Source organism: Nocardia sp. NPDC059764 (assembly GCF_042732555.1).
In the GTDB taxonomy this organism is placed as follows: domain Bacteria; phylum Actinomycetota; class Actinomycetes; order Mycobacteriales; family Mycobacteriaceae; genus Nocardia.
The window spans coordinates 1-24,235 of record NZ_JBHWHH010000113.1; the positions used below are offsets into that span (position 1 = coordinate 1).

General features: G+C 69.4%; 23 protein-coding genes. 14 read left to right on the forward strand and 9 right to left on the reverse strand.

Annotated features, from left to right (window positions below; all coding sequences use genetic code 11):
• Positions 1 to 59: 59 nt before the first annotated feature.
• The 4 genes from ACFV4K_RS23415 (at position 60) to ACFV4K_RS23430 (ending at position 4,696) form a co-directional block, all read left to right on the forward strand.
• The gene (locus ACFV4K_RS23415; RefSeq protein ID WP_379277686.1) at positions 60 to 1,895 is read left to right on the forward strand and encodes an alpha/beta hydrolase; all 1,836 of its coding nucleotides are present in this window, start codon (positions 60 to 62) and stop codon (positions 1,893 to 1,895) included.
• A 173-nt stretch (positions 1,896 to 2,068) separates the two neighbouring features.
• Positions 2,069 to 3,229: a 3-hydroxy-9,10-secoandrosta-1,3,5(10)-triene-9,17-dione monooxygenase oxygenase subunit gene (gene hsaA / locus ACFV4K_RS23420; protein ID WP_357090110.1), complete on the forward strand. Its 1,161-nt coding sequence runs from the start codon at positions 2,069 to 2,071 to the stop codon at positions 3,227 to 3,229.
• Positions 3,229 to 4,083 (forward strand): alpha/beta fold hydrolase, encoded by an 855-nt coding sequence (locus ACFV4K_RS23425; protein ID WP_379277688.1) that lies wholly within the window; start codon positions 3,229 to 3,231, stop codon positions 4,081 to 4,083. Before hsaA ends, ACFV4K_RS23425 begins: the two co-directional genes overlap by 1 nt.
• A gap of 88 nt (positions 4,084 to 4,171) precedes the next feature.
• Entirely contained in the window at positions 4,172 to 4,696 is a 525-nt protein-coding gene (locus ACFV4K_RS23430; RefSeq protein WP_379277690.1) for a DinB family protein, read from the forward strand.
• Positions 4,697 to 4,703: 7 nt separating this feature from the next.
• Here ACFV4K_RS23430 and ACFV4K_RS23435 read toward each other — a convergent pair whose 3' ends face one another.
• Positions 4,704 to 5,333, reverse strand: a complete 630-nt coding sequence (locus tag ACFV4K_RS23435) for a hypothetical protein (RefSeq protein ID WP_379277691.1) — start codon at positions 5,331 to 5,333, stop codon at positions 4,704 to 4,706.
• A gap of 21 nt (positions 5,334 to 5,354) precedes the next feature.
• On the reverse strand, positions 5,355 to 7,658 hold the full coding sequence (locus ACFV4K_RS23440; RefSeq protein ID WP_379277693.1) for an ATP-binding protein: 2,304 nt from the start codon (positions 7,656 to 7,658) through the stop codon (positions 5,355 to 5,357).
• Between the two features lie 99 nt (positions 7,659 to 7,757).
• Between ACFV4K_RS23440 and ACFV4K_RS23445 the strand changes: the two genes are divergently transcribed.
• Complete coding sequence (locus ACFV4K_RS23445) at positions 7,758 to 8,189, forward strand: MmcQ/YjbR family DNA-binding protein (RefSeq protein ID WP_379277695.1); 432 nt, start codon at positions 7,758 to 7,760, stop codon at positions 8,187 to 8,189.
• Here ACFV4K_RS23445 and ACFV4K_RS23450 read toward each other — a convergent pair.
• Together ACFV4K_RS23450 and ACFV4K_RS23455 are read right to left on the reverse strand one after the other, a co-directional pair.
• Positions 8,180 to 9,109, reverse strand: a complete 930-nt coding sequence (locus ACFV4K_RS23450; RefSeq protein WP_379277696.1) for an alpha/beta hydrolase fold domain-containing protein — start codon at positions 9,107 to 9,109, stop codon at positions 8,180 to 8,182. The genes ACFV4K_RS23445 and ACFV4K_RS23450 overlap by 10 nt on opposite strands.
• A gap of 81 nt (positions 9,110 to 9,190) precedes the next feature.
• Positions 9,191 to 10,039 (reverse strand): alpha/beta fold hydrolase, encoded by an 849-nt coding sequence (locus tag ACFV4K_RS23455; RefSeq protein ID WP_379277698.1) that lies wholly within the window; start codon positions 10,037 to 10,039, stop codon positions 9,191 to 9,193.
• Positions 10,040 to 10,094: 55 nt separating this feature from the next.
• Between ACFV4K_RS23455 and ACFV4K_RS23460 the strand changes: the two genes are divergently transcribed.
• From ACFV4K_RS23460 to ACFV4K_RS23470, 3 genes are all read left to right on the forward strand, one after another.
• Complete coding sequence (locus tag ACFV4K_RS23460; RefSeq protein ID WP_379277699.1) at positions 10,095 to 10,691, forward strand: TetR/AcrR family transcriptional regulator; 597 nt, start codon at positions 10,095 to 10,097, stop codon at positions 10,689 to 10,691.
• A 17-nt stretch (positions 10,692 to 10,708) separates the two neighbouring features.
• On the forward strand, positions 10,709 to 11,848 hold the full coding sequence (locus ACFV4K_RS23465) for an erythromycin esterase family protein (protein ID WP_379277701.1): 1,140 nt from the start codon (positions 10,709 to 10,711) through the stop codon (positions 11,846 to 11,848).
• Between the two features lie 78 nt (positions 11,849 to 11,926).
• Positions 11,927 to 12,985: a hypothetical protein gene (locus ACFV4K_RS23470; protein ID WP_379277703.1), complete on the forward strand. Its 1,059-nt coding sequence runs from the start codon at positions 11,927 to 11,929 to the stop codon at positions 12,983 to 12,985.
• 3 nt (positions 12,986 to 12,988) lie between these two features.
• Here the strand turns inward: ACFV4K_RS23470 and ACFV4K_RS23475 are convergent, their stop codons facing one another.
• The 4 genes from ACFV4K_RS23475 to ACFV4K_RS23490 form a co-directional block, all read right to left on the reverse strand.
• On the reverse strand, positions 12,989 to 14,209 hold the full coding sequence (locus ACFV4K_RS23475; protein ID WP_379277705.1) for a bifunctional 3,4-dihydroxy-2-butanone-4-phosphate synthase/GTP cyclohydrolase II: 1,221 nt from the start codon (positions 14,207 to 14,209) through the stop codon (positions 12,989 to 12,991).
• 179 nt (positions 14,210 to 14,388) lie between these two features.
• Positions 14,389 to 16,197, reverse strand: coding sequence for an MFS transporter (locus ACFV4K_RS23480; protein ID WP_379277707.1), 1,809 nt, complete (start codon positions 16,195 to 16,197; stop codon positions 14,389 to 14,391).
• 103 nt (positions 16,198 to 16,300) lie between these two features.
• Positions 16,301 to 16,918: a PadR family transcriptional regulator gene (locus ACFV4K_RS23485; RefSeq protein ID WP_357090078.1), complete on the reverse strand. Its 618-nt coding sequence runs from the start codon at positions 16,916 to 16,918 to the stop codon at positions 16,301 to 16,303.
• Between the two features lie 37 nt (positions 16,919 to 16,955).
• Entirely contained in the window at positions 16,956 to 17,789 is an 834-nt protein-coding gene (locus ACFV4K_RS23490; RefSeq protein WP_357090075.1) for an IclR family transcriptional regulator, read from the reverse strand.
• Positions 17,790 to 18,036: 247 nt separating this feature from the next.
• On the opposite strand from ACFV4K_RS23490, the gene ACFV4K_RS23495 reads away from it, so the two are divergent.
• The 6 genes from ACFV4K_RS23495 (at position 18,037) to ACFV4K_RS23520 (ending at position 23,266) form a co-directional block, all read left to right on the forward strand.
• Positions 18,037 to 18,531, forward strand: a complete 495-nt coding sequence (locus ACFV4K_RS23495) for a flavin reductase family protein (protein WP_357279627.1) — start codon at positions 18,037 to 18,039, stop codon at positions 18,529 to 18,531.
• Between the two features lie 109 nt (positions 18,532 to 18,640).
• Positions 18,641 to 19,807 (forward strand): Rieske 2Fe-2S domain-containing protein, encoded by a 1,167-nt coding sequence (locus ACFV4K_RS23500; protein WP_379277709.1) that lies wholly within the window; start codon positions 18,641 to 18,643, stop codon positions 19,805 to 19,807.
• 11 nt (positions 19,808 to 19,818) lie between these two features.
• Positions 19,819 to 20,064: a hypothetical protein gene (locus tag ACFV4K_RS23505; RefSeq protein WP_379277711.1), complete on the forward strand. Its 246-nt coding sequence runs from the start codon at positions 19,819 to 19,821 to the stop codon at positions 20,062 to 20,064.
• Between the two features lie 134 nt (positions 20,065 to 20,198).
• Positions 20,199 to 21,281: a 2Fe-2S iron-sulfur cluster-binding protein gene (locus tag ACFV4K_RS23510; protein ID WP_379277713.1), complete on the forward strand. Its 1,083-nt coding sequence runs from the start codon at positions 20,199 to 20,201 to the stop codon at positions 21,279 to 21,281.
• A gap of 28 nt (positions 21,282 to 21,309) precedes the next feature.
• Positions 21,310 to 22,188, forward strand: coding sequence for a VOC family protein (locus ACFV4K_RS23515; protein ID WP_379277715.1), 879 nt, complete (start codon positions 21,310 to 21,312; stop codon positions 22,186 to 22,188).
• 46 nt (positions 22,189 to 22,234) lie between these two features.
• On the forward strand, positions 22,235 to 23,266 hold the full coding sequence (locus ACFV4K_RS23520; RefSeq protein ID WP_379277717.1) for a zinc-binding dehydrogenase: 1,032 nt from the start codon (positions 22,235 to 22,237) through the stop codon (positions 23,264 to 23,266).
• Here the strand turns inward: ACFV4K_RS23520 and ACFV4K_RS23525 are convergent.
• Positions 23,257 to 24,096, reverse strand: a complete 840-nt coding sequence (locus ACFV4K_RS23525; protein ID WP_379277719.1) for a class I SAM-dependent methyltransferase — start codon at positions 24,094 to 24,096, stop codon at positions 23,257 to 23,259. The genes ACFV4K_RS23520 and ACFV4K_RS23525 overlap by 10 nt on opposite strands.
• Positions 24,097 to 24,235 lie beyond the last annotated feature (139 nt).

The following is a 24,235-nucleotide window of genomic DNA, read 5'->3' on the forward strand; positions in this document are numbered from 1 at the left end:
GGTGTCGTGCGCGCGTGTCGCTGCCGTCCGGGCGAGTCCGGGCGACCAGACTCGGAGACATGAAGGCCGACGGTCAGGACCTCGACAAGCCCGCCGACTATAAGCCCACCGACGACAGGCCCGCCGCCGACGCGCGCGCTCACCCCGCGCAGCCGGACACCCGATCGTTCCCGTCTCGCGTGTGGGCGGTCATCGCCCGCGTGGAACGCGCGATCAACCCGAACTATCCCGGCCTGATCGTGGCGTGGATCTTCTTCCTGTGGGCGGTGTCGCCCTCCCTGCTGCCCCGCACCTGGTTGTTCGAGGGCCTGGTCTGCGGGATCAGCGCGGCCATCGGCTACGGCGTGGGCTGCGTGCTGGCGTGGGCGTTCGAGAAGTGGGTGCAGCCGCGGCTGCCCGACTCCGCCGAGGGCCTGGCCAAACTGTGGAATCCGAGCGAAACCACCCGGGCCGTCGGCAAAGTCGTGATCCTGGTCGGCACCATCGTCGGCGCCGCGCTGGTGCTGGCCCGGTCGGCCCGCTGGCAGCGCGACCTCGAAACGCTGATGGGGATGGAACCGACCACCACGTCGAGCTACCTGCGCGCCGAACTGCTGGCCGCGGCCACCCTGGCCCTGGTGATCGCCGCGTACCGCGTGGTGCGGTGGCTGATCCGGCTGATCGTGCGGCTGCTCAATATCGACTGGCATATTCCGCGCGGCCTCGCCTACCCCGGCGCGGTCGTCGTGGTGGCCGTGCTGGCGGTGCTGCTGTTCCAGGGCGTGCTGGCGAAAGCCTTCTTCGCCACGGCCAATTCGGCGTTCAGCCTGCGCAACGGCACGACCTCGGAGAGCGTGATCCAGCCGCAGCTGCCCGAAAGGTCCGGCAGCCCACAGTCTCTGGCCGGATGGGACACCCTCGGCTCGGAGGGCCGCTGGTTCGTGGCCACCGCGCCGACCGCCGAACGGATCGCGCAGGTCACGGGAAAGCCCGCGCGCGAACCGATTCGGGTGTACGCGGGCCTGGACTCGGCGAAGGAGCCCGAGGACATCGCGGCCCTGGTGGTGCGCGAACTCGACCGCACCCGGGCCTTCGACCGCAAGGTGCTGGTGGTGGTGACCACCACCGGCACCGGCTGGGTGGACTCCACCACCGCCTCCTCGATCGAGTACATGTACGGCGGCGACAGCGCCATCGCCGCCACCCAGTACTCGTACCTGCCCAGCGTGCTGTCGTTCCTGTCCGACCGTGAGAAGGCCACCGAATCCGGGCGACTGGTCATCCGCGCCGTCCACGAGCGATGGGCCCAGCTGCCCCCGGAGCATCGGCCCAAGCTGCTGGTCTACGGCGAGAGCCTGGGCTCGCAGGGCTCCGAGGGCGCGTTCTCCGGACTCGACGACATCCGCAGCATGGTGGACGGCGTGCTGTGGGTGGGCCCGCCCAACTCGAACCGCATCTGGAGCCAGATCGAGCAGCGCCGCGACGTGGGGACGCCGGAGATCCTGCCGATCTACGCCGACGGCCTCATCGTCCGGTTCGCCGCCACCGCACCGGATCTCGCCCGCCCCGCCCGCCAGTGGACCGACCCGCGCGTGGTCTACCTGCAACACGCCTCCGACCCCATCGTGTGGTGGTCGCCGGATCTGCTGTTCACCCAACCGGATTGGCTGAAGGAACCGCGCGGCGCGGATGTCTCCAAATCCATCCGCTGGTGGCCCATCGTCACCTTCTGGCAGATCAGCGCCGACCTCGCCAACGCGCAGGGCGTGCCCTCGGGCCACGGCCACCGCTACGGCGACCTGGTCCTCGACGGCTGGGTCGCCGTCGCCCAGCCGGCCGACTGGAACCCCGGCCTCGACGCCGCCGTCCGCAAGGCCCTCGACGAGGACATCACCTGGGAGTACGCCCACAAATAGGCCCGGTGGGCTTCCACCCCGACTGTCCGCCGGGACCCTGCTCCCAGCAGGGGCCCGGCACTGCTGTTGTTTCCGGGAGCGAGGTTCCGATCATTGGGACTATTTCGGTTCGAAACACCTAGTTGGCCATAACTTCGATGGCAGGAAACTCTGGCACGAGGAGGAACGCCCGCATGACTAACAAGGTGCTCGATCGGGTCCGCGATCTGCTGCCCGCGATCCGGGAACGCGCGGTGCAGGCCGAGGAGCAGCGGCGGGTCCCCGACGCCAGCATCGCCGAGCTCACCGAGGCCGGTGTGTTCCGCATGCTGCAGCCGGCCCGCTTCGGCGGCATGGAGGAGTCCCCGGTCGCCTTCTACGAGGTGATCCGCGCGATCGGCACCGTGTGCCCGTCCACCGCGTGGGTGTCCTCGGTGCTGGGCGCGCACCCGTGGCAGCTGGCCCTGTTCGAGGATCAGGCCCAGCAGGACGTGTGGGCCGAGAACCCCGACACCCTGGTGTCGTCCTCCTACGCGCCGACCGGCAAGCTGACCGTCGTCGACGGCGGCTACGAGCTGTCGGGCCGCTGGCAGTTCTCCTCCGGCTGCGACCACGGCCAGTGGGTGTTCCTGGGCGCGCTGGTGCCGACCGCGACCGGCATGGACTACTACACGGTTCTGGTGCCGCGCACCGACTACCGCATCGAGGACACCTGGAACGTGTCCGGCCTGGCCGGCACCGGCTCCAACGACATCGTCATCGAGAAGGCCTTCGTCCCGGCCTACCGCGCTTACTCGGCCGCGGATCAGGCCAACCTGATCGGCCCCGGTCAGGCGGTGAACACCAACCCGCTGTACAAGATCTCGTTCGGCGCGCTGTTCTCCAACACCATCACCGCCCCGATCATCGGCGCGGCGCAGGGCGCCTACGACGCGCACATCGAGCGTCAGCGCGAGCGGGTGCGGCTGTCCTACGGCGGCCAGAAGGTCTCCGAGGATCCCTTCGCCCACGTCCGGATCGCCCGCGCCGCTTCGGAAATCGACGCCGCCGTGCTCCAGATGGAACGGAACATGTCCGAGCAGCTGCGCTACGCGCAGGCCGGTGAGGAGATCCCGTTCGAGTTGCGGCTGGCCACCCGCCGCGACCAGGTGCGCGGCACCGAGCGCGCGCTCGAGGCGATCGACCTGCTGTTCAAGAACTCCGGCGGCCACGCCATCCGCCAGCCGAACATCATCGAGCGCAACTGGCGCGACGCCCACGCGGGCAGCGTGCACGTGATCAACGACGTGGAGCGCGCGCTGGCCATGTACGGCAAGGGCGCCATGGGCCTCGAGGTCGCGGATCGGATGCTCTGATGACCCTCACCGCGGAGAGCACCACCAAGTGGGTGACCGTCGACGGTCACCAGCTCCGCTATCACGAGGCCGGCGAGGGCCCGGCGCTGGTGCTGCTGCACGGCTCCGGCGCGGGCGTCTCCGGCTGGGCCAACTTCGGTGAGAACCTGCCGGTGCTGGCCCAGCACTTCCGCTGCCTGATCCTGGATCAGCCGGGCTTCGGCGAGAGCGGCCGCCCGGAGGTGTACGAGCGCAACTACCTGCGCATCGCCGCCGACGCGGTGATCGGGCTGCTCGACGAGCTGGGCCTCGAAAAGGCGCATGTGCTCGGCAATTCCATGGGCGGCACGGTCGCGACCCTGCTCGCACTCGAGCACCCGGGCCGCGTCGACCGCGTGGTGCTGATGGCCCCGGGCGGGGTCGGGGTGAACATCCTCGGACCCGAACCGTCCGAGGGCATCAATCGGCTGATGGAGTTCAACATGAACCCCAGCGACGAGAAGGCCATGGGCTTCCTGCGGGCCATGGTCTCCAACCCGGCCACCCTCACCGAGGAACTCGTCGCCAAGCGCCTGAAGGCCGCCGCCGACCCCAAGGGTCAGGCCGCGCTGCGCGACGCCTACGCCACGTTCTACAACCCGAAGCTGGCCGAACCGGTCCCGCTGTGGGCGCGGCTCAAGGGCATCAAGCAGGAAGTGCTGATCCTGTGGGGTCGCGACGACCGGGTCACCCCGGTGGAGGGCTCGCTCTTCGCGGCCCGGCAGATCCCCAACGCGGACCTGCGGACCTTCGCCCGCTGCGGCCACTGGGTCATGGTGGAGCGCAAGGACGCGTTCGAGCGTTCGGTGATCGACTTCCTGAACAACGGTCTGTAGCAAGCGGTTTCCCGTGATTCGGGGGTGGGAGATTTCCCACCCCCGAATTTCTTTTTCCCGGATTCGGGCCCGGCGCTAGAGTCCGATCATGACGTGGAAAGCCCCCGAGGTCCCCCGTTCCCCGCAGCTGCTCGTCGGCGACGAGCGCGCCGTGCTGCACTCCCTGCTCACCCGTGGCCGCGAGATCCTGCTGTGGAAGTGCCAGGGCCTCACCGGCGCTCAGCTCGCGACCCGCAGCGTGGAGCCGTCCAGCATGTCCCTGCTGGGCCTGATCCGGCACATGACCGAGGTGGAACGCGGCTGGTTCCGCATGCGCGCGGCCGGCGAGGAGCCGGGGTACCTCTACTCCGACGAGGTGAACCGCGACGGCGACTTCGACGACATCGACCCCGCGCGGGCCGAGGCCGACTACGGTCGCTTCCTCGAGGAGATCGCGGTGTGCGACAAGGCCATCGCCGACCTGCCGCTCGACCACGCCACCCGGCATCCCCGCACCGGCAAGGACCTGAGCCTGCGCTGGATGTACCTGCACATGATCGAGGAGTACGGCCGTCACGCCGGCCACGCCGACCTGCTCCGCGAACGCATCGACGGGGCGACCGGCTACCAGTGACGCATCGTCACTCCGCGGCGCGGCGGCGTCCCTCCGCGAAGAAGTCGGTGAGCGCTTCGAGGCTGCCGAGTTCGGCGATGGTGCGGGCCGCGCCGAAGGACTGGTTCCAGAAGTCTCCGGTGCGGGTCGTCCACGGGCCCACGTAGGCGTAGGGCTCGGCGATGGTGCTGTCGCCGGGGGAGACGCCGTAATTGACCTGGTCCAGGTCGATGCCGAGGTCGAAGTGCTCGGGCCACAGCGTCGGGGTCCGCTCGGGGGCGACGGCGCACAGGGCGGCCTCGCCGAGTTCGTAGGCGCGTGTCAGGGTTCGGGAGTGGCGGGCGTCGACCCACAGTGGGGCGTTCGGGTCGTACCCGGTGCGGCTGGCGTAGACGCCGTCCGGCATCCCGGGCTCGACACCGGCCGCGGCGGCCAGCTCCACGATGGTCGCGCCGTGTAGTTTCCCCACCGGCTCGCCGTCGAGGAGCAGGATGTCCTCGCGCACGGCCAGATTCGGGGCCGCGACGGTGGCGAACCCGCCGGGGACCGGGGTGAGCCGAATCGTCTTGCTGCGCAGGTACTCCGGCCCGGCCAGCACCTGTTCGGCGACGGCGTGCAGACTCTCGCGGGTTCGGGCGTAGTCGTCGATCGGTGTCATCGGGTACCCCGTTCTCCGTGCCTACAGGTCGTGTTCGTGGGCCCAGGCCGCCAGCTGGGTGCGGGAGGTCAGGCCGAGCTTGGTGAGGATGTGTTCGACGTGGGTCTCGGCGGTGCGCACCGAGATGACCAGGTCGGCGGCGATCTTCTTGTTGCTGTGCCCGGCCGCCACCAGCCGGGCCACGTCCTTCTGCCGGCGGGTCAGCACATTGGTCTCCGACAGCGTCGCCGTCGTGGCGCGGGCGGGCCGTTTGAGCGCGGGCGGCGCGGCGACCGGTTCCGGCTCCGGCGCGGCGGTGTGGCCGAGCGCGTAGTCGATGGCCTCGCTCAGCGGCAGGCTCGCGCCCGCGCCGAACGCGCTGCGGAAGGCCTCCTCGCCCAGCGCTTCGCGGACCTTGAGCCGTTCCTTCTCGCCGACCGCCACCGTGATGGTGTGCGCGAGCCGGATGGTGCTGCGCTGCAAGGACTCCGCCGCGCCCATCAGTCGGGCGGCCCGCTCGTGGTCACCGCCCGCCGACACCGTCCAGGCCAGGCCCTCGAAGGCCGACGACAGCCAGATGCAGCGCTCGAACAGGGCCAGCTGCTCGATGGCGCGGCCGTGGAATTCGGCGGCCGCCTCGAGATCGCCGCGCCGCCAGTGGTCGATGCCGACCGTCCACAGCGCCAGCCCGCCCAGCAGGTGCGAACCGCTCTCGGTGGTGAGTTCCAGGAACCGCTCGGCCAATTCGGTGCGGCCGGGCGCTTCCAGCACCATGGCGGCCATGAAGGAGAAGGCGTGCGAGTCCATCTCGATGGCGTGCTGTTCGTGCTCGGCCGCCAGGGAGATGGCGTTGCGGCCCAGTTCCAGGGAGCGTTCGCGGTCGCTGGCGAAGGCCAGCAGCGACTGATCCAGCGCCACCTCGGCGAGGATGTCGTGATCGTCGAGGCTCGCGGCCAGTTCCACGCACTCCGCGACCAGCCGCGCCGCGGATTCCTGATCGCCCAGCAGCGCGGCCAGCGATCCCGCCGAGGACAGCGCCCGGGCGCGTTCGGCAGTCCGCGCGGGGTTGCGGGCCAGTGAGTCGGTGAGCCAGCGGTAGCCCTCGGACAGGAACCGGTTGTGCTCCCAGAACGGCCGCAGCACGGTCACCGTGGCCATGGTGTGCAGGGGATCGTCCTCCAGGCCCGACTTCAGCGCCGCGCGCAGGTTCGCGTGCTCGCGGCTCAGTTCGCGGAACCAGTCCACGTCCTCGGCGGTCCAGTACGCGGTCTGCCCGCGCATGGCCAGTTCCCGGTAGTGCTGACGGTGCCGGGCCCGAACCTCCTGCGCCGTACCGCGTTCGGCGAGCCGATCGGCGGCGAACTGGCGGATCGGCTCCAGCATCGAGTACCGGGCCACGTCGCCGTCGAAGCGCAGCATCACCACCGACTTGTCGACCAGCCCGGTGAGCGCCTCGATGAGCGCGCCCGGCGCCAGCTCGCACACCGCCTCCGCGGCGTCGATGTCGAAGCCGCCCGCGAACACCGAAAGCTGTTCCCACAGCGTCTGTTCGGCGGTGGTGCACAGGTCGTAGCTCCAGCGGATCGCGCCCTCGATGGTCTGCTGCCGCTGCGGCGCGGTGCGCGGCCCGGCGCTGAGCAGCCCGATGGTGTCGTCGAGGCGGTCGCGGATCTGTTCGGGGGTGAACATGCGCAGCCGCAGCGCCGCGAGTTCCAGCGCGAGCGGCATGCCCTCGAGGCGGCGGCAGATCTCGGCGAGCACCGCCCGATTGGCGGGGGTGGCCTCGAAACCGGGGTTGGCGGCCGTGGCCCGCTCGATGAACAGCTGCAGCGCGTCGCCGTCCTCGCCCAGGGTGTCGGGCACGGTCAGCGGCGGCACCGGCATCACCTGTTCGCCGGGGATGCCGAGCACCTCGCGGCTGGTGGCCAGCACCCGCACATCGGGGGTGGTGGCGATGATCCGGCCGACCAGCGCGGCGCACGCCTCGATCAGATGCTCACAGTTGTCCAGGATCAGCAGCAGCCGCTTGTCGGCCAGGAATTCGGTGAGCCGGGGCAGCGGCGCGGTGGACTCGTCGCGCAGGTTCAGGGCTTCGGCGACGCTCAGCGTGACCAGGGCAGGATCCTGCACGTCGGCCAGCTCCACCAGCCACACGCCGTCCGGGAAGGCCCGCGCCACCAGGTGCCCGATCTGCCGCGACAGGCGGGTCTTGCCCATGCCGCCGGGGCCCAGCAGGGTCAGCACCCGGGTGGTGGGCAGCAGACGTTTCGTGGTAGCCAGTTCTTCGCGACGGCCGACGAATGAAGTGACCTCTTCGGGGAGGTTTCCATTGACACGCCGCGCCATGGCGTCCAACCTATGTGATTTGCGGCATTCAAGGCCAGCAGGCTCGCATAAACCCAGCTCGCGGGCACCCTCGGTGTGCGCGGCGATACACTCGACCGGGTGCCGAGCAGAAGTCGCCGCGCCCGCCTCGCCGACGTCCACGACCTGGCCGGGGCCATGCCGCACGTCACCGTCGAGCACGGGCCCACAGGCAATCCGGTCTATCAGGTGGGCCGCAAGTCCTTCGTCTACTTCCGCACCCCGCGCCCCGACGCCGCCGACCCGGAGACGGGGGAGCGCTACGACGACGTCATCATCATCTGGGTGCCGTCCGAGGACGACAAACTGGCCCTGACCCAGGACCCCGGCTCACCGTTCTTCACCACACCGCACTTCCGGGGACACCTGTCGGTTCTGGTGCGCGGCAGCCGAATTCCCGAGCTGACCTTGGGCGAACTCGCCGAAGTCGTGCAGGACGCCTGGCTTTCGCGCGCCTCGGCCACTCGCGCCCGCGCGTGGCTGGCCGAGAACGGGCCCGCCGCTCAGGGGTGAGCGGACGGATCCGAGCCGTTCGGCCGGAGCGCCGCGCGCAGGCTGTCGATCAGGACGGCCTGTGCCGCACGGCCTTCCGGAGTCGGCGTCAGCGGGTAGACGTGCACCAGCTCCGCGGCCTCGTGATAGTCGACCGCCACGCCCGCCGCCCGGGCCTTGCCGACCAGCAGCCGCGCATCCGGCATCAGGATGTCGCGGGTGCCGCAGAACACGGTCAGCGGCCCGAGCCCGGTGAAGTCCGCGAACAGCGGGCTGACCTGGGGGTCGGTGATGGGCAGCGATCCGCTCCAGTGCTCGCCCAGCACCAGGCCGCCGGGGCGGCCCAGCCACGGGTCGCTCGGCTGTACCTCGGCGATCTCCGGATTGCTCATCGACAGGTCCAGGGCGGGGGAGATCAGCACCGTGCGCGGCAGCGTCACCTCGTGCTCGTCGCGCAGCAGCAGGGCGGTGGACAGCGAGATCTGCCCGCCCGCCGAATCACCGGCCAGGCACACCTCGCCGTATCGGGCCCGGTTGGCCAGTACCAGTTCCGCGAAGGCCGGGATCACCCGATCGGCCGTGCCGAAGGGGATGAGCGGGTAGATGGGAAGCGTGACAGTGGTTTCCGCGCGGGCCGCGATCTCCGCGGCCAGCCGCCAGTGCTGCGGCGCGATCTCGTTGACCCAGCCCCCGCCGTGCGCGTAGACGACATTGCCGCGGGCGCGACCGGACCGCGGCGTCAGCGTGTAGACGGGCCGGACCGAATCCTGGAGCACCGAGACCTCGACGTCCGAGCGCAGGCGGCGCGGCGGGCCGTAGGGCAGCGGCCGCAGGGTGCGCTCCCGGATGCGTTCGCGCGCGCCCTCCGCGGTGATGAACGGGCGGTTGGCGCGCGTGACCCGCAGATACCAGGGCACTATCCGGCTGAGCAGGCTGGGCATTCGCGCCTCCGGGGGTTTCTCGGGTGCCCACACCGCGTCGTGTGGCCGCTCCCGCCGACGATACCGAAACCCCGGCTCGGCCTATTCGTTCTCGACGACAGCGCCGGTCAGGAAGGCGGACATGGCCTCGGCCACGGCCTCGGGGCGATCCAGCATCGACAGGACGTAGGCGTCGTCGAGTTCGACCAGCCGGGCCTTGGGGATCAGCTCGGCCAGGCGGCGGCCGTGCTCGCGCGGCATCACCTTGCCGGCCGACGACCACAGGATCAACGCGTCGCCGGGGAAGTCGCGCAGCGCTTCGGTATTCGCGATGTACTCGGTCTTCGGCCGCGGGGAGCGCGCGTAGCCGAGCAGGTCCCGTCGAATCCGCTGGTCCCGCAGGCCCGGTTCGGTCCAGCCGCGGACCAGGTCGTCGTCGATCGGGCGGCGGGCCATCCAGCCGAACATGACCGGGGTGGCGCGCAGCCACGACACCCGTAACTGCCTGAGCGCCAGCGTGACTCCGCCGGGCAGCGCGCACGCCACGATGGCGGTCTTGCCGGGCAGTCCGGGCGGGAAGTTGTCGAACGCCTCGCAGGGCAGCACGATCAGTCGCCCGACCCGCTCGTCGAGCCCGTACGCGGTGAGGAACAGCCCGCCGCCCCAATCGCTGTGCACCAGGGTGACGTCGCGCAGATCCAGCGCGGTGAGGAATTCGGCGAGCAGCTGATTCAGCCCCCGCATGCTCAGGTCGGCGTCCGCGCGCAGCGGCTCGGGATGCGCGCCCAGCGGCAGGTCCGGCAGGACGTACCGGAAGCCCGGGGGCAGCTTGCCGATCACCTCGTCCCACACCGTGTGATTCATGAGCAGTCCGTGCAGCAGCACCACCGCCGGTCCCCGGCCCCGCTCGGCGTAGTGCACCCGTCCCACGCTCAGCTCGACTGTCGGCATCGCCCTTCTCCCCTCTAGAGCACACGCTCTAGTGCGTTTGCTCTAGTCTGGACGGGTGAGCGAGAAGCTGTCAACCACCACCCGGGATCGCCTGGTCACCGCCGTCGCCGAGCTCATGCGCGTCCAGGGCTACAGCGCGATCACCGTCAAACAGATCACCGCGGCCTCGGGCGCCCCGATGGGCTCGCTCTACCACCACTTCCCGGCCGGGAAGGCGGGCATCGCGGCGGAGGCGCTGCGCACCTCGGGCGCGGCCTACATCCAGTTGCTGCCGCTGCTCATGGACGCCCACGAGGATCTGCGCGAGGCCGTGCCCGCCGCGTTCACCGCCGCCGCCGAGACCATCGAGCAGAGCGGATGGATGAACATGTGCCCGGTCGGGACCGTCGCCGGGGAGGTGGCCGACAGCGAACCCGGGATTCGCGAGGTGGCCGCGGACGTCATGCGGTCCTGGATCGACGAGGGGACAGACTATTTCGTGCGGCGCGGCCTCGGCGAAGCCGATGCCCGGGAGTTGATGGTCGCCGTATTGTGCGCCCTGGAAGGCGCGTTCGTGATCGGCCGGACCCTGCGCTCGACCGAGCCGTTGCTGGCGGCGGGACGGGCGATGGGAGCCCGCGTGAGCCAGTTGCTTGACATGAATATTGGTTGAGGTTGGAGGGTGGGGTCATGTCGACCGAAACCACCCTCGCCGTCACGCCCTTCGATGACACGACCGCCGAGACCCTCGCGCGCTCGCTGTCGCACGCGGTCGTCGTCGGCATCGGCGAGTCCACCCGGTTCGCCCACCAGACCTTCGCCGTGCGCGCGGCGATCTTCCGAAACCTGGTCGAGCGCCACGGCTTCCGCACCCTCGCCGTGCAGGACAGCGCCGACGTCGGCGCGACCCTGGACGCGTACGTCCGCACCGGCGCGGGTACCGCCGTCTCCGCCCTCGACCTGTCCTGGCGGCCTTGGCGCACAGCGGAAATGGCGGAGGCCCTGACCTGGATCCGGGAATTCAATCAGGCCCACCCCGACGATCAGGTCGCCATCATCGGCGTCAAGCCGGTGCAGGCCAAGCCCGCGGACTACGACACCGTCTTGGACGCGGTCCGGGCCCACGCGCCGGACCGCGCCGCCGAACTGGCCACGCACCTGGATCCCATCCGCACCGCGCACACCCTCGACGAACACGTCCAGCGCGCCCGCGGCGTCCACCCGGGCCGCCTGTTCCTCGACCATGCGCGCGACGCGTCGGCGCTGGTGGCGTCGATCCCCGAACTCGACGAGACCGTCCGCGCCCGAATGGCTTTGATCGAGGAGTTCCATCGGTACAGCGTCGCGGGCCGGGGGAGTTTCGCCGGCGACGGCGAGCGGTGGGCGGCCACGATCATCGGCCACCATCAGCGCACCGGATCGCGCACCGTGTACTGGGACGGCATCGCGCACGTCTCCGCCGGGGCCGCCGCGATCGGGTTGGCGGCGGGGCAGGAGGCGACCGCCAGTGTCGGCAGCGTGCTACGCGAGCATTTCGGCCGCGACTACGCCGCGGTGGCGATCGGATTCCTTCACGGCGATGTCGGCGTGGCTCGGATCCCCGCTCCGGCAGGAGATTTCCTGGACACGAAGCTCGGTGCGGCGGGCCCCGAGCGGCTGTGGCGGGACCTGCGCGCCGATCCGCTGCCGGGCCCGGCCAAGCTGCGGGTGATCAGCGGCGTGTACGACCCGGTCCGGGATGCCGACGAGCACTTGGCGATTCGCGATCTGCCGGAGGCCTTCGACGTCCTCGTGCACATTCGCGAGGTGACGCCGGTCCGGTGGTTGTAGTCGCCGCGTTCGCGTGCGGGGCGAGCGGCGCGCCCGGTGCCGATAGGCGTCGCCGACCGGGTCGAATACGCTGCGCCCGTGAGTGAAGACCTTGGGGAAGACTTCCGGCATCCGTCGGAAGAGCAACGGCGGCAACGCGATGCGGAGGCGGACGAGTGGTGGGGGCGCAACTACGGTCGAACGGTGGATCTCGGATCCTTCGGTGAGGCGCTGTCGGTCCTGCTGGCCTTCGACTTCGGCGATTGGTCACGGCGCGAGATCGGCGGCGTCATCGAGAAATTGGCGTGGCAGTCCATTCGGGACGACTCCGGCGGGCTGACGTCGGCGACCGCGGGTGGCGCGGAGTTCGTCGCGGTCGACACCCTCCGCTCGGCCACCGGGCCGGGCTTCGGCCACGGCGAGGTCGAACAGCTGCGACTGTCCTACCCCTGCGAATCGGCCCTCGTCGATCATGTCTTCACCACCGCCCTGGCCGAATGCATCGGCGTCCTGGGCGAACCCGACCTGGTCGGCGGTCCGGGCGCGATGGCCATCTGGTGGCGCGGCCGCGAGACCCTGACCCTGGGCCGCTCGATCCGGCCCCTGGAGGTGAGCCTGGGGATCGAGCAGCGGGGTCCGGCCGAGGCCGAACGCGAATTCGCGTGGGAGTACGACGAGGACCACTGGCCTCGGGAATGCTGGCTGGCCTGGCCGGACGAGTCACGTGCCACGGATGCCGGGGCCTGGGGCCACAAGGAGCCCGACGCGGCCACCCTCGAGGAGCTCGAGGACCACATCGACCACTTGTTCCTGTCCCTGACCGTGGACCTGCCGGTGCTGCATCCCCTTGTTCCGCACGTGATCTGGGTGATCACCCTGGCCGACCGCCCGCACTGGGTCGCGCAGGGCTTCTTCGCCGCCAACGCCCAGTCCCGGCTCGAGGTCCGCGAGGACGACCACGCGCGCGGGCAGATGTACAACCACGGCGTCGGCGCGGCCCGGCGGATGGCGGCCGAGACCAAGGCCGCGATCCGCCATTCGGGTGCGAAGTATCCGTCGGACTTGCGTTTTCAGGCCTGGGTGTCGCCGGCCAAACCGGCGTTGCAGGCGTTCCGGCTCGGGTTGCGGTGGGACGAGCACCGGCCGGACGAGGATTGACGACTAGCCGACCGCGGGAATGTCGGTCAGCAGGTGGCTCATCCGATCCCGCTTGGTGGTCAGGTAGTGCACATTGTGCTCGGTCGGCTGGGTCTGCAGCGGGATCCGGGCGTGCACCGCGATCCCGTGGGCCTGCAACCCGGACTGCTTGGCCGGGTTGTTGCTCAGCAGCCGAACCGAATTCACGCCCAGATCGCGCAGGATGTGGGCGGCCGCCCGGTAGTCGCGGGCGTCGATGGGCAGGCCGAGCCGGACATTGGCGTCCACGGTGTCGGCCCCGCCGTCCTGCAGTTCGTAGGCGCGCAGCTTGTTGAGCAGCCCGATGCCCCGGCCCTCCTGACCGCGCAGATAGACCACGACCCCGCGGCCCGCGGCCGCCACCGCCTCCAGCGCGGCGTCGAGCTGTTCGCCGCAGTCGCAGCGCAGCGACCCGAAGGCGTCACCCGTGAGGCATTCGGAATGCACTCGTGCCAGGGCGTTCTCGCCCGACGGGTCACCCAGGACCAGGGCCAGGTGCTCGTCGCCGGTGTGGGCGTCGGCGTAGCCGTAGACCCGGAAATCGCCGAAGCGGGTGGGCAGCCGGGTCTCGACCTCGCGGGAGATGCCGTGCTCCAACCGTTTCCGGTACTCGATCAGGTCGGCGATGGAGACCAGCGGGATGCCCCACTCCTTCGCCAGGATCAGCAGATTGGGGAGCCGGGCCATGCTGCCGTCGTCATCGACCACCTCGGCGATGACGCCGGCGGGCCGCAGCCCGGCCAGGCGCATGAGATCCACGGCGGCCTCGGTGTGGCCGGGACGGCCCAGTACGCCACGGTCGTTGGCGCGCAACGGGAACACGTGGCCCGGGCGGGAGAGCTGTTCGGCGGTGGTGCGCGGGTCGGCCAGCAGGCGCATGGTGTGCGCGCGGTCGGCCGCGGAGATGCCGGTGCTGACACCGGTGACGGCGTCCACGGAGACGGTGTAGGCGGTGCCCTTGGGGTCCTCGTTGACCGCGGTCATGGGCGGCAGCCCGAGCCGGTCGCAGTCCTCGCCGGTCATGGGCACGCAGATGACGCCGCTGGTGTGCCGCACCAGGAACGCGATGTTCGCCGCGGTCGCGTGCTCGGCGGCCAGGATCAGATCGCCCTCGTTCTCGCGGTTCTCGTCGTCCACGACCAGCACCAGGCCGCCGCGGGCCACCGCCGCCACCGCGCTCTCGATGGAGTCCAGTGCACCGGTCATCGTCGACCAACCTCTCCGGCCGCACGAACGATGGCTTGCAGAACTGTGGGCTTGCGGCCTATTACCAATAGAAATATGACTGGCGGAGAACATCGAGGTCAGGTCTCACTGAGCGGCACGGGAACGGCCCGGAGGCGTTCACCTCCGGGCCGTCATCCCTTCAACTCAGCACCGTGCGATCAGTGCGCGGTACCGCCCGTCGCCGGAGTGCGGCCGTGCTTCATGATGAGCGCGCCGACCAGCGCCACCGCGGCCGAGATGGCCACGAAGTAGAAGCTGATCTCGTACCCCTTGTCGGCGTACAGCATCGGAATCTCCTTGGTCACCGGCGGCGCGCCGGTCACCGACACCACCGCCTTCACCGGGTTGGCGCTCAGGAACGCCGTGGCCACGGCCAGGCCGACCGCCGCGCCCATGGCCTGCATGACGCCCAGCATGCCCGCGCTGATGCCCTGCTGTTGTGCCGGAACGCCTTCCACGATCAGGTTCGGCGTGGACGCGTAGTACAGGCCGAAGGCGATGCCGAACACCGCACCGATCAGGGCCTGGGTCTGCCAGCCGTGTGACAGCGCCGCGTAGGCCAGACCCGCGCCGACGAAGATGACCAACGCGGACACCAGCGGCAGGCGCGCACCCGAGCGGCGGATCCACAGACCGCCGAGGAAGCCGAACAGCATCGCGAGCAAGGACTGTGCGAGCGTCAGGTGGGTGGCGAACTTCAGCAGCGTGAAGTTGTCACCGTAGGTGTAACCAGGCTCCAGATCGACCTTGACCATGTCCGGCGGCAGGTGCTGGTACACCGCCTCCGGCGGCACCTGGGCGTTCACGACCTCCGGAGTCACCGCGGCATTGACCTTGTCGGTGAGCTGCTTGACCAGCTCCGGCGGCAGCTCCATGCCCGGGGGCATGGCGGCCTTGGCCTGCGCCTCGGCCTGGGCCAGGCCCTGGGCCCGCGCCTGGGTGAGCGCCTGCGCCTGCGCCTGGGCCAGCGCACCGGACTTCACCTGCTCCCAGGTACCCGCCTTGACCTGCTCGACGACCTCCGACGACGGCGGCGACTGGGTCATGTAACCCGTTGCGTAGGACTGGTATCCGATCATGAACGAGGCCAGCAGACCGATGAACAGCACCACGCTGACGCGCGGGTTGAACAGCAGCTTCATGTCCATGATCGGGTTCTTGGCCCGCATCTCCACGATGGGGAACAGGGCGAGCAGCACCAGGCCGCCGATCAGCCACACCAGGGTGGAGGGCTTGGTCCAGCCCCAGTCCTGGCCCTTGTCCAGGTAGATCAGGGTGAGGGTGGCGCCCGCGCCGAGCAGCACCGCGCCGATGACGTCCAGGCGCTGCGGGGTCCGCAGCTTCGACTCCGGGACGACCAGGATCAGCAGCGGGATCATGACCAGGGTGAAGATGGCCAGGAACCAGAACAGTCCGCGCCAGCTGGTGTGATCGGTGATGTAGCCGCCGATCAGCGGCCCGGCGAGCGCGGACACACCCAGACCGGTGGAGGCGATGCCGAGGCCGATGGGCACCATGCGGCGCGGCATCAGGTCGCGGATCAGGCCGTAGGACACCACGGTCGTCGCGATGGCGGTGGCCTCCAGCGCGCGGCCGGTCAGGAAGACCGCCCAGCTGCTGGTGACGGCGCACATCACGGTGCCGATCAGGAACAGCACGCCGCAGAGCAGGAACATCTTCTTCTTGCCCCAGATGTCGCTGAGCTTGCCGATCAGCGGGGACACGGCGGCGCCGCAGATACCGAAGACGATGATCGACCAGTTGATGTTCGCGCCCTGGTCGGGGAAGGTGGGCGCGATCTGCCGCAAGGCGGAGGCGACCATGACGTACTGCATCGGGGCGACCTCGGTGAACAGCACGATGATCGCGAGGACCGACCAGATCCTCAGATTCGATGCGCCATCGAGACGACCCGAGTCGTCAGGCGCAGTTCCGGGCGGCACCGCGGTGTCGACGGAGGTGGACATAGTGCGTCCTCCAGGGTGGGTAGTAACTACGATCCTGTGAACCGTGTCACGACTGGAGGGTGTCGCCCATCACAAAGCCCGGTCAGTGGGAATCAACCGAAATCTATTTCTTGGCGGCCTTCCGGCGGCTACGCTGTCTCGCCAATTTGTCCAAATCTGACAGCAGGTCTTCTGCGAATTCCTTCTCCGCCTCGTAATGCTTGACGCACCAGCGCAAGACCGCGCTGGGGTAGGCCCAATCCGGATTCACGTCCGCGCCCTCGGCGTCGGCCTGCGCCCGGCGGCGCATGGTCTCGGTGTATTCGATGTGCTGCTGCAGGATCTCGCGCATCCGGTCCGGCTCGGCCAGATGACCGAGCCAAGCCCGCAGCATCACACTGTGTTTGAGCACCGGGGCCTCGACGGGGGAGTGGTTGACCCACTCCGAGGCGGCCTCACGCCCGGCCTCCGTGATGGCGTACATGCGCTTGCCGCGCATGCCGTCCTCGGAGACCACGGTCCGCGACACCGCGTACCCGTGCTTCTCCAAACGCTTGAGCTCGGCGTAGATCTGGGAGAACGAGGGGCTCCAGTAGAAGAACTGCAGACTCCAGTCGGCCCACTTCTTGAGGTCGTATCCGGAGAGTTCCTCGGCATGCGAGAGCATTCCGAGCACCGCCCACGCGGTCGTGGGCAGGTCCGGAATCGCCCGCGCCTCCGCGGACGGCACGCCATCGATCATCATCGAACTGTATCGCCCCGGCATATGCCCGCTCCGATCAACGCCAGTGCGCGCGGCGCGGGAACAGGGTGCGGCCGGCCTCGTGGGCGACCTCGAGCACGACTCGGGCCAGCCGGTCGTAGCTCATGCCCTCGGCGCGACCCGACAGCGACAGCGCGGCGGGCGCGGTGCCCCGGCCCCGCAGCGGCGCGGCGACGCAAGCGATGCCGGCAATGGCCTCCTCGCGGTCGATGGCCACGCCCTGGCGCAGGCGGATCTGCTGCAGCTCGCGGGTCAGCGCCTCGGGCTCGCAGATGGTGCGCGGGGTCAGGCGCGGCAGGCGGGTGCGCAGTGCGGCCTCGGCGATGTTGGGCTCGAGACAGGCCAGCATGGCCTTGCCGAGAGCGGTTGCGTGCGCGGGCATCCGGCCGCCCAGGCGGGTGGGCAGGCTCGCGGCGAAGCGGCCGCCGGCCTTGTCCAGATAGACCACGTCGCGGCCGTCGAGCACGGCCAGGTGGCCGACCATGCCGGTGCGCTGGCTCAGCTCGTGCAGCAGCGGGGAGACGGCGTCGCGGATCTCGTTGTGGTCGGCGGTCAGGCCGCCCAGTTCGAGGGCGCGCATGCCCAGCCGGTAGCCGCCCGAGGTGTGGGCCAGCCAGCGCAGCTTGATCATCTGGTCGAGGATGCGGTGCACGGTGGACCGCGGCAGCCCGGTGCGCTCGACCAGACCGAGCAGCGTGAGGGTCGGCGTGGAGGCGTCGAAGGCGTCCAGGATCAGCGTCATGCGCTCGATCATCGAGACGGGGACCTCGGCACTCGCGCGAGATTCCTTGGCGCGCATGGGGTTGTGGGGGTGTCGAGTATCCGCGGGCGGCAGCATGGCGATGGTCATATGTACCTCCGTTGGTTCATATCCGGGCTGGGTGTATCGGATGGGGCTATTCCGATCAGGCATGTACCTAGCTCGGACCTTGTGCTACCCATCACAGTGCCGCACGCCACAACCTGCGGAATCGGGAGAACTACGTAAAACCTACGGATCCGTGTCCCGATCACCGAACCACCGTGTTGACGCCTCCTGCTCACGACCTGCTGTCATGACTGCTAGCTATATTTCGGATCGAAATAAGGAGGAGCCGGTGCTCGATCAGACCCCGGCCATCGACGCGACGGCCTTCAAGACCGTCCTCGGGCGTTTCTGCTCGGGGGTCACCGTGATCACCGCCCTCGACGAGGACGAGCCGCTCGGCTTCGCCTGCCAGTCGTTCGCATCGCTGTCCATCGACCCGCCGCTGGTGAGCTTCTTCCCGGCGCGCAGCTCGAGCACGTGGCCGCGCATCCGCGAGATCGGGCGGTTCTGCGTCAACATTCTGGCCGACGATCAGGCCGAGCTCTGCCGGCAGCTGGGCCGCCCCGGCCCGGACAAGTTCGCGGGCGTCGAGTGGGCCCCCTCGGAGAACGGTTCGCCGTTGCTCGCGGGCGCCATGGCGTCGATCGACTGCGAGCTCTACGACGAGGCCGACGGCGGCGACCACACCATCGTCATCGGACGCGTGACCTGCTTGAATGAACATTCCGAAGCCAAGCCGCTGCTGTTCTACCGCGCCGCGTTCGGTCGTCTCGAGCATCCGTAAACGGAGCCGTCTCGACTATCAGTAGTCACCGCCCGGCCAGTGAGACTGCGCTGTCGTCGCCGTCACACCGGCCGCAACCATCGAAGCAAGGCAAGGGAGAGGAATTCACATGACCACCACGGACAGTGAGGTGCGAGTCATCGATGCCGGGAAGCCCCCGACTCGATTCGCGCGCGGCTGGCACTGCCTGGGCTTGGCCGACTCCTTCCGCGACGGAAAGCCGCACACCGTCAAGGCTTTCGGCACCGAGATCGTGGTGTTCGCGACCGAGAACGGCGAGCTGAACGTGCTCAACGCCTACTGCCCCCACATGGGCGGCAACCTGGCCGACGGCACCGTCAAGGGCGACTCCATCGCGTGCCCGTTCCACGACTGGCGCTGGAACGGCAAGGGCAAGTGCACCGGCATCCCCTACGCGCGCCGCGTGCCCCCGCTGGCCCGCACCAAGGCGTGGCCGACCATGGTCGAGAACAAGCAGCTGTTCGTCTGGCACGACCCGGAGAACAAGCAGCCGCCCGCCGAGCTGGCCATCCCGCGCATCGACGCCGCCTTCGACGACCAGTGGACCGACTGGACTTGGAACTCCATGATCGTCGACGCCAACTGCCGCGAGGTGGTGGACAACGTGGTCGACATGGCGCACTTCTTCTACGTGCACTACGGCTTCCCGACCTTCTTCAAGAACGTCTTCGAGGGCCACACCGCCAGCCAGTACATGACCTCCGTCTCGCGCGAGGACATGATGGGCGAGACCGCCAAGGCGCTGGGCGGCAAGAACGTGCTGCAGTCGGAGGCCTCGTACTACGGGCCGTCCTACATGATCGACTACCTGAAGAGCGAGAGCCCCAATGGTCTCGTGGTCGAGGGCTACCTGATCAACTGCCACTACCCGATCAACGAGAACCAGTTCGTGCTGCAGTACGGCGCGATCGCCAAGAAGCCCGAGGGCGTCCCGGCCGAGCAGGCCGCGGAGATCGCCGCCAAGTTCGTCGGCGGCCTGGGTAAGGGCTTCGAGCAGGACGCGGCCATCTGGAAGCGCAAGTCGCGCATCAACAACCCGCTGCTGTGCGAGGAGGACGGGCCGGTCTATCAGCTGCGTCGCTGGTACGAGCAGTTCTACGTGGACGCGGCCGAGGTCGCGGACGAGATGACCGACCGCTTCGAGTTCGAGGTGGACACCACCCGCGCGGTCACCGCGTGGGAGGCCGAGGTCGCCGACAACCTGGCCAAGCGCGACGCTGCCGTGGCGGGCCACGTATCCCACACCGGCGCCTGAGAGGCATTGCCATGGACGAGGTTTCGTGCCGGTCCTGCGGGACCTGCGTGCTGGTGGAGAAGTTCAGCGATCAGCACACCAGTGTGCAGTGGAACAAGGACGCGCAGGCCGCGTGCACGGAACTCGAGAAGACCGGGTTGCGTTCGCACACCTGCCGTGAGCTGCGGGCCAGCATCGACGGGGCGGTCGCCTCGGGTGCGCTGACGGTCAGCACGCGGGACACGGACGTACAGACCCGCGGGCGAACTCAGGCCTGAGTGAGTGCCGGCCCGCCGCGGGCCGGCCTCCTCCGGGTGGGCCTTCCGACATCGTCGGCGGTCGGCCCCGGTTTACTGATACCCGCCTGGGCGGGTTCGAAACGAACAGCACAGGAATGGAACTGGTGGAACGGATGACGGTCACAGACTTCGAGGTAGACGAGGCCGTGGCGACCGCTCACGTGAGCGGGATCACATCGGCGACGATCGTGCGCGTGGTGCGCGAGACCGCCGACACGGTGTCGCTCGAGCTCGTTCCTGATGCCGAGCACGCCGAACGGTTCTCCTACCGTCCGGGCCAGTTCCTCACCCTGCGCATCCCCAGCGACCTGACCGGCTCGGTCAGCCGCTGCTACTCGCTGTCGAGCGCCCCGCACGAGGGCGGCCCGCTGAAGGTCACCGTCAAGCGGACCGTCGACGGCTACGGCTCGAACTGGCTGTGCGACAACGCCACCGAGGGCCTGGCCCTGGACGTGCTGCCGCCCGCCGGCATCTTCACCCCCGACTCGCTGGACACCGACCTGCTGCTGTTCGCCGGCGGCAGCGGCATCACCCCGGTGCTGTCCATCCTGAAATCCGTGCTGGCGCAGGGCACCGGCCACTGCACGCTGATCTACGCCAACCAGCACGAGAACTCGGTCATCTTCGCCGAGGAGCTCGCGGAACTGGCTGCCGCGCACCCGGATCGGCTGCTGGTGCTGCACTGGCTGCAGTCCGTGCAGGGCCTGCCGAGCGTGGCCACCCTGGCCGCGCTGGCGCGGCCGTGGGCGGGCCGGGAGGTGTTCGTCTGTGGTCCCGGCCCGTTCATGGACGCGGTCGCCGCCGCCATGACCGAGCTGGGCGCGGACCGCAAGCGCGTGCACGCCGAGAAGTTCGTGTCGCTGTCCGGCAACCCGTTCGAGGTCGACCCCGCCGCGAGCGAGGTCGTGATCGACGACGGCGACGCCGCGACCGTGCAGGTCGAACTCGACGGCGAGAACCACGAAATGCCCTGGCCGCGTCAGCAGACCCTGCTCGACACCATGCTCGCCAAGGGACTGGACGCCCCGTACTCGTGCAAGGAAGGCGCGTGCAGCGCCTGCGTGTGCCGCGTCCTGACCGGCGAGGTCACCATGCGCCGCAACGAGATTCTGGAAGAAGAGGACATCGCCGACGGCTATGTGCTCGCCTGCCAGGCCGTTCCGGTCACCGACGACGTCACCGTCACCTATTCCTGATATCCCGAATCTCCCGAGGAGTATCACCATGGCTACCTTCGCCTCGCTCGGCTACGTGCGCGCCCACATCGCCGATGTGGACGCCTGGCGCGCGTTCGCCTTCGACACCATCGGTTTCGCCGAGGGCACCGGTCCCAACCCGGACTCCATCTACCTGCGCGTCGACGAGCACACCTACCGCCTGGAACTGGTGCCCGGCGACCGCGACGCGGTCATCGCCGTCGGCTGGCAGGTCGCCGACCGCCGCTCGCTGAACCTGGTCCGGGAGATCCTGGAGCAGGCCGAGATCGAGGTCACCACCCTCTCGGTCGCCGAGGCCGCGAACCGGCACGTCGAGGAGGCCATCTCCTTCGTCGACCCGTCCGGCTTCACCATCGAGGTCTTCCACGGCCCGCTGCTGGACCACAGCCCGGTGGTCTCCAAGTTCGGCAACCGCTTCGTCACCGGCGATCTGGGCCTGGGCCACGTGGTGCTGCCGGTGCGCGACATCGAGGAAGCCCGCGAGTTCTACACCGAGGTCCTGGGATTCGCCTCGCGCGGCTCGTTCCGCGTCGGCCCGCCCGAGCACCCGATCTGGATCCGCTTCATGGGCGTCAACCCGCGCCACCACAGCCTGGCGCTGATCCCCGGCTCGCGCCCGGACGGCCCCGGCATCGTGCACGTCATGGTCGAGGTCGACTCGCTCGACGATGTCGGCCGCGCGCTGGACCGCGTCAACAAGGCGGGCTACCACCTGTCCTCGACGCTGGGCCGCCACACCAACGACAAGATGATCTCCTTCTACGTGCGCACCCCCGGCAACTGGGATCTCGAATTCGGTTGCGAGGGCATGCTCGTCGGCGACGACTACGTGGCCGAGGAGATGACCGCCGACAGCTACTGGGGCCACGAATGGGCCCGCGGCTAGGACAGTGAATTCGCGGTCGGCACCCTGACCCGAGGCAGGAAGAAACATGCGCGCGGTAGTCATGCGGAACCGGAAGCTCGTCGTGGACGAGATTCCGGAACCGGTGCCCGGACCGGGGCAGGTGCTGGTCGAGACCATCGCCTGCGGGATCTGCGGGTCCGACAAGCAGGCCCTCGACTACACCGACGAGTTCCTCCAGGCCTCCCGGGACAGCGGGGTGCCGACCTTCCTGTTCGATCCGTGCCGCGATCTGGTGCTGGGCCACGAGCTGTCGGCCCGGGTCATCGGCGCCGGACCGGACACGCCGTTCGTCGAGGGGCAGGCCGTGGTCGCGCTGCCCTGGGCGCTGGACCGCGCGGGCGGCATCCACGGCATCGGCTACTCCAACGAGTTCCCCGGCGGCTTCGGCGAGCGCATGGTGTTGCAGGCCATGGCGCTCGAACCGATTCCGGACCACGTGCCCCCGCACGTCGCCGCCCTCACCGAACCCCTGGCCGTCGGCTTCGGCAACGTGGCCCGCACCGGCATCGGGCCGGACGGCACCGGCATCGTGATCGGTTGCGGCCCCGTCGGTCTGGGCGCGGTGGCCGCGCTGGCCGAACGCGGCGTCGCCCCGATCGTCGCCTCGGATCCCTCGAAACTGCGCCGCGAGGCCGCGCGGCGGATGGGCGCGCACCGGGTGGTGGACCCGGCCGTCGAGGATCCGGTGGAAGTCTGGCAGGAGCTGGCCGCGCCCGGCCAGAAGCTGCACGTCTGGGTCTGCGCCGCGGTGCCCGGCCTGCTCAACGACCTCATGTACAAGGTGCCGCGCGAGACCGCCATCCTGCAGATCGGCGCGGTCATGACCGACGACGTCATCCGGCCCGTCGTCGGCCTCTACAAGGACATCTCGCTGCAGATGTGCATGGTCTACCCGCAGGAGGAGTACGCGAAGACCTTGCGCCGCATCGCCGACGGCACCGTGGACGCGGCCTCGCTCATCACCGATCAGGTGGGGCTGGACGGGGTCGCCGACGCGATCGAATCACTGCGCGATCCCGACGACCACATCCAGATCCTGGTCCGGCCTCACCTCTGAGCGCGCACCAGCCGGCAGAAGTCGATCGGGCGCAGACCGTCGGTGCGCTGCCACAGGGCCGCGTCCACGGCGTCGCGCTGCGAGACATGGTCCGCCACCGTGAAGCCGTGCCGTCCGAGCAGAGCCGTCACCGATTCCGGGGAGAACATACTGCGCATGGGCTCGCCCTGCTGCGCGGTGGCCGCCTGTGCGAATTTGCCGTAGACCTGCCCGGATTCGTCGCGCAGCTCCGGCGGCAGCGCGTACTCCAGGACCAGCTCGGTGCCGGGCGCGAGGCGCGCGAGGGTGTCCAGCGTAGCCGCGATGGCGGGCTCGGTGAGGTACATGGTGACGCCCAGCCAGCTCACCAGGGCGGGGCGCGACGGGTCGAAGCCGCGGGCGATCAGTTCCGTGTACAGATTGTCGCTCTCGAAGTCGACGCCCACGAATTCGACGGTCTCCGTGCCGATTCCGGCCTCGGCGAGCAGCTCTCGCTTCCACGTCTGGGTCGCGGGATGATCCACCTCGTAGACGGCGACCGCCCCGGCCAGCGGTGACCGGTAGGCGAAGGTGTCCAGGCCCGCGCCCAGGATCACGTACTGCGCGAACCCGCCCGCCGCGACCCGCGCCTCGGTGTAGTGACTGCGCGCGCTGACCTGGGACCGGGTGCCGCTGAGCACCGGGTGATCGCCGGAATTCCGGTGATAGGAGAGCAGTTCGGGGGCGTGCTCGCCCAGCAGTTTCTCGGCCACGGTGTCATGGAAGAGATGCGGTGCGCTGTCCACGATCAAATGTGCGGCGCGACCGGCGGCGGCTATCATCGCGGTTCTGCTCGGGCCTTTATCGTTCATGAGAAACGATGGTAGACAGAAGAATTCGTCTCCGCCTTCACCATATCACAGGCAAATAACTTGCCGATAACGAAAGCCGGGTGGCCGTTCCGGAACGGCCACCCGGCGTCGAATGACGTGTCGGTGCAGGTGATTCGCA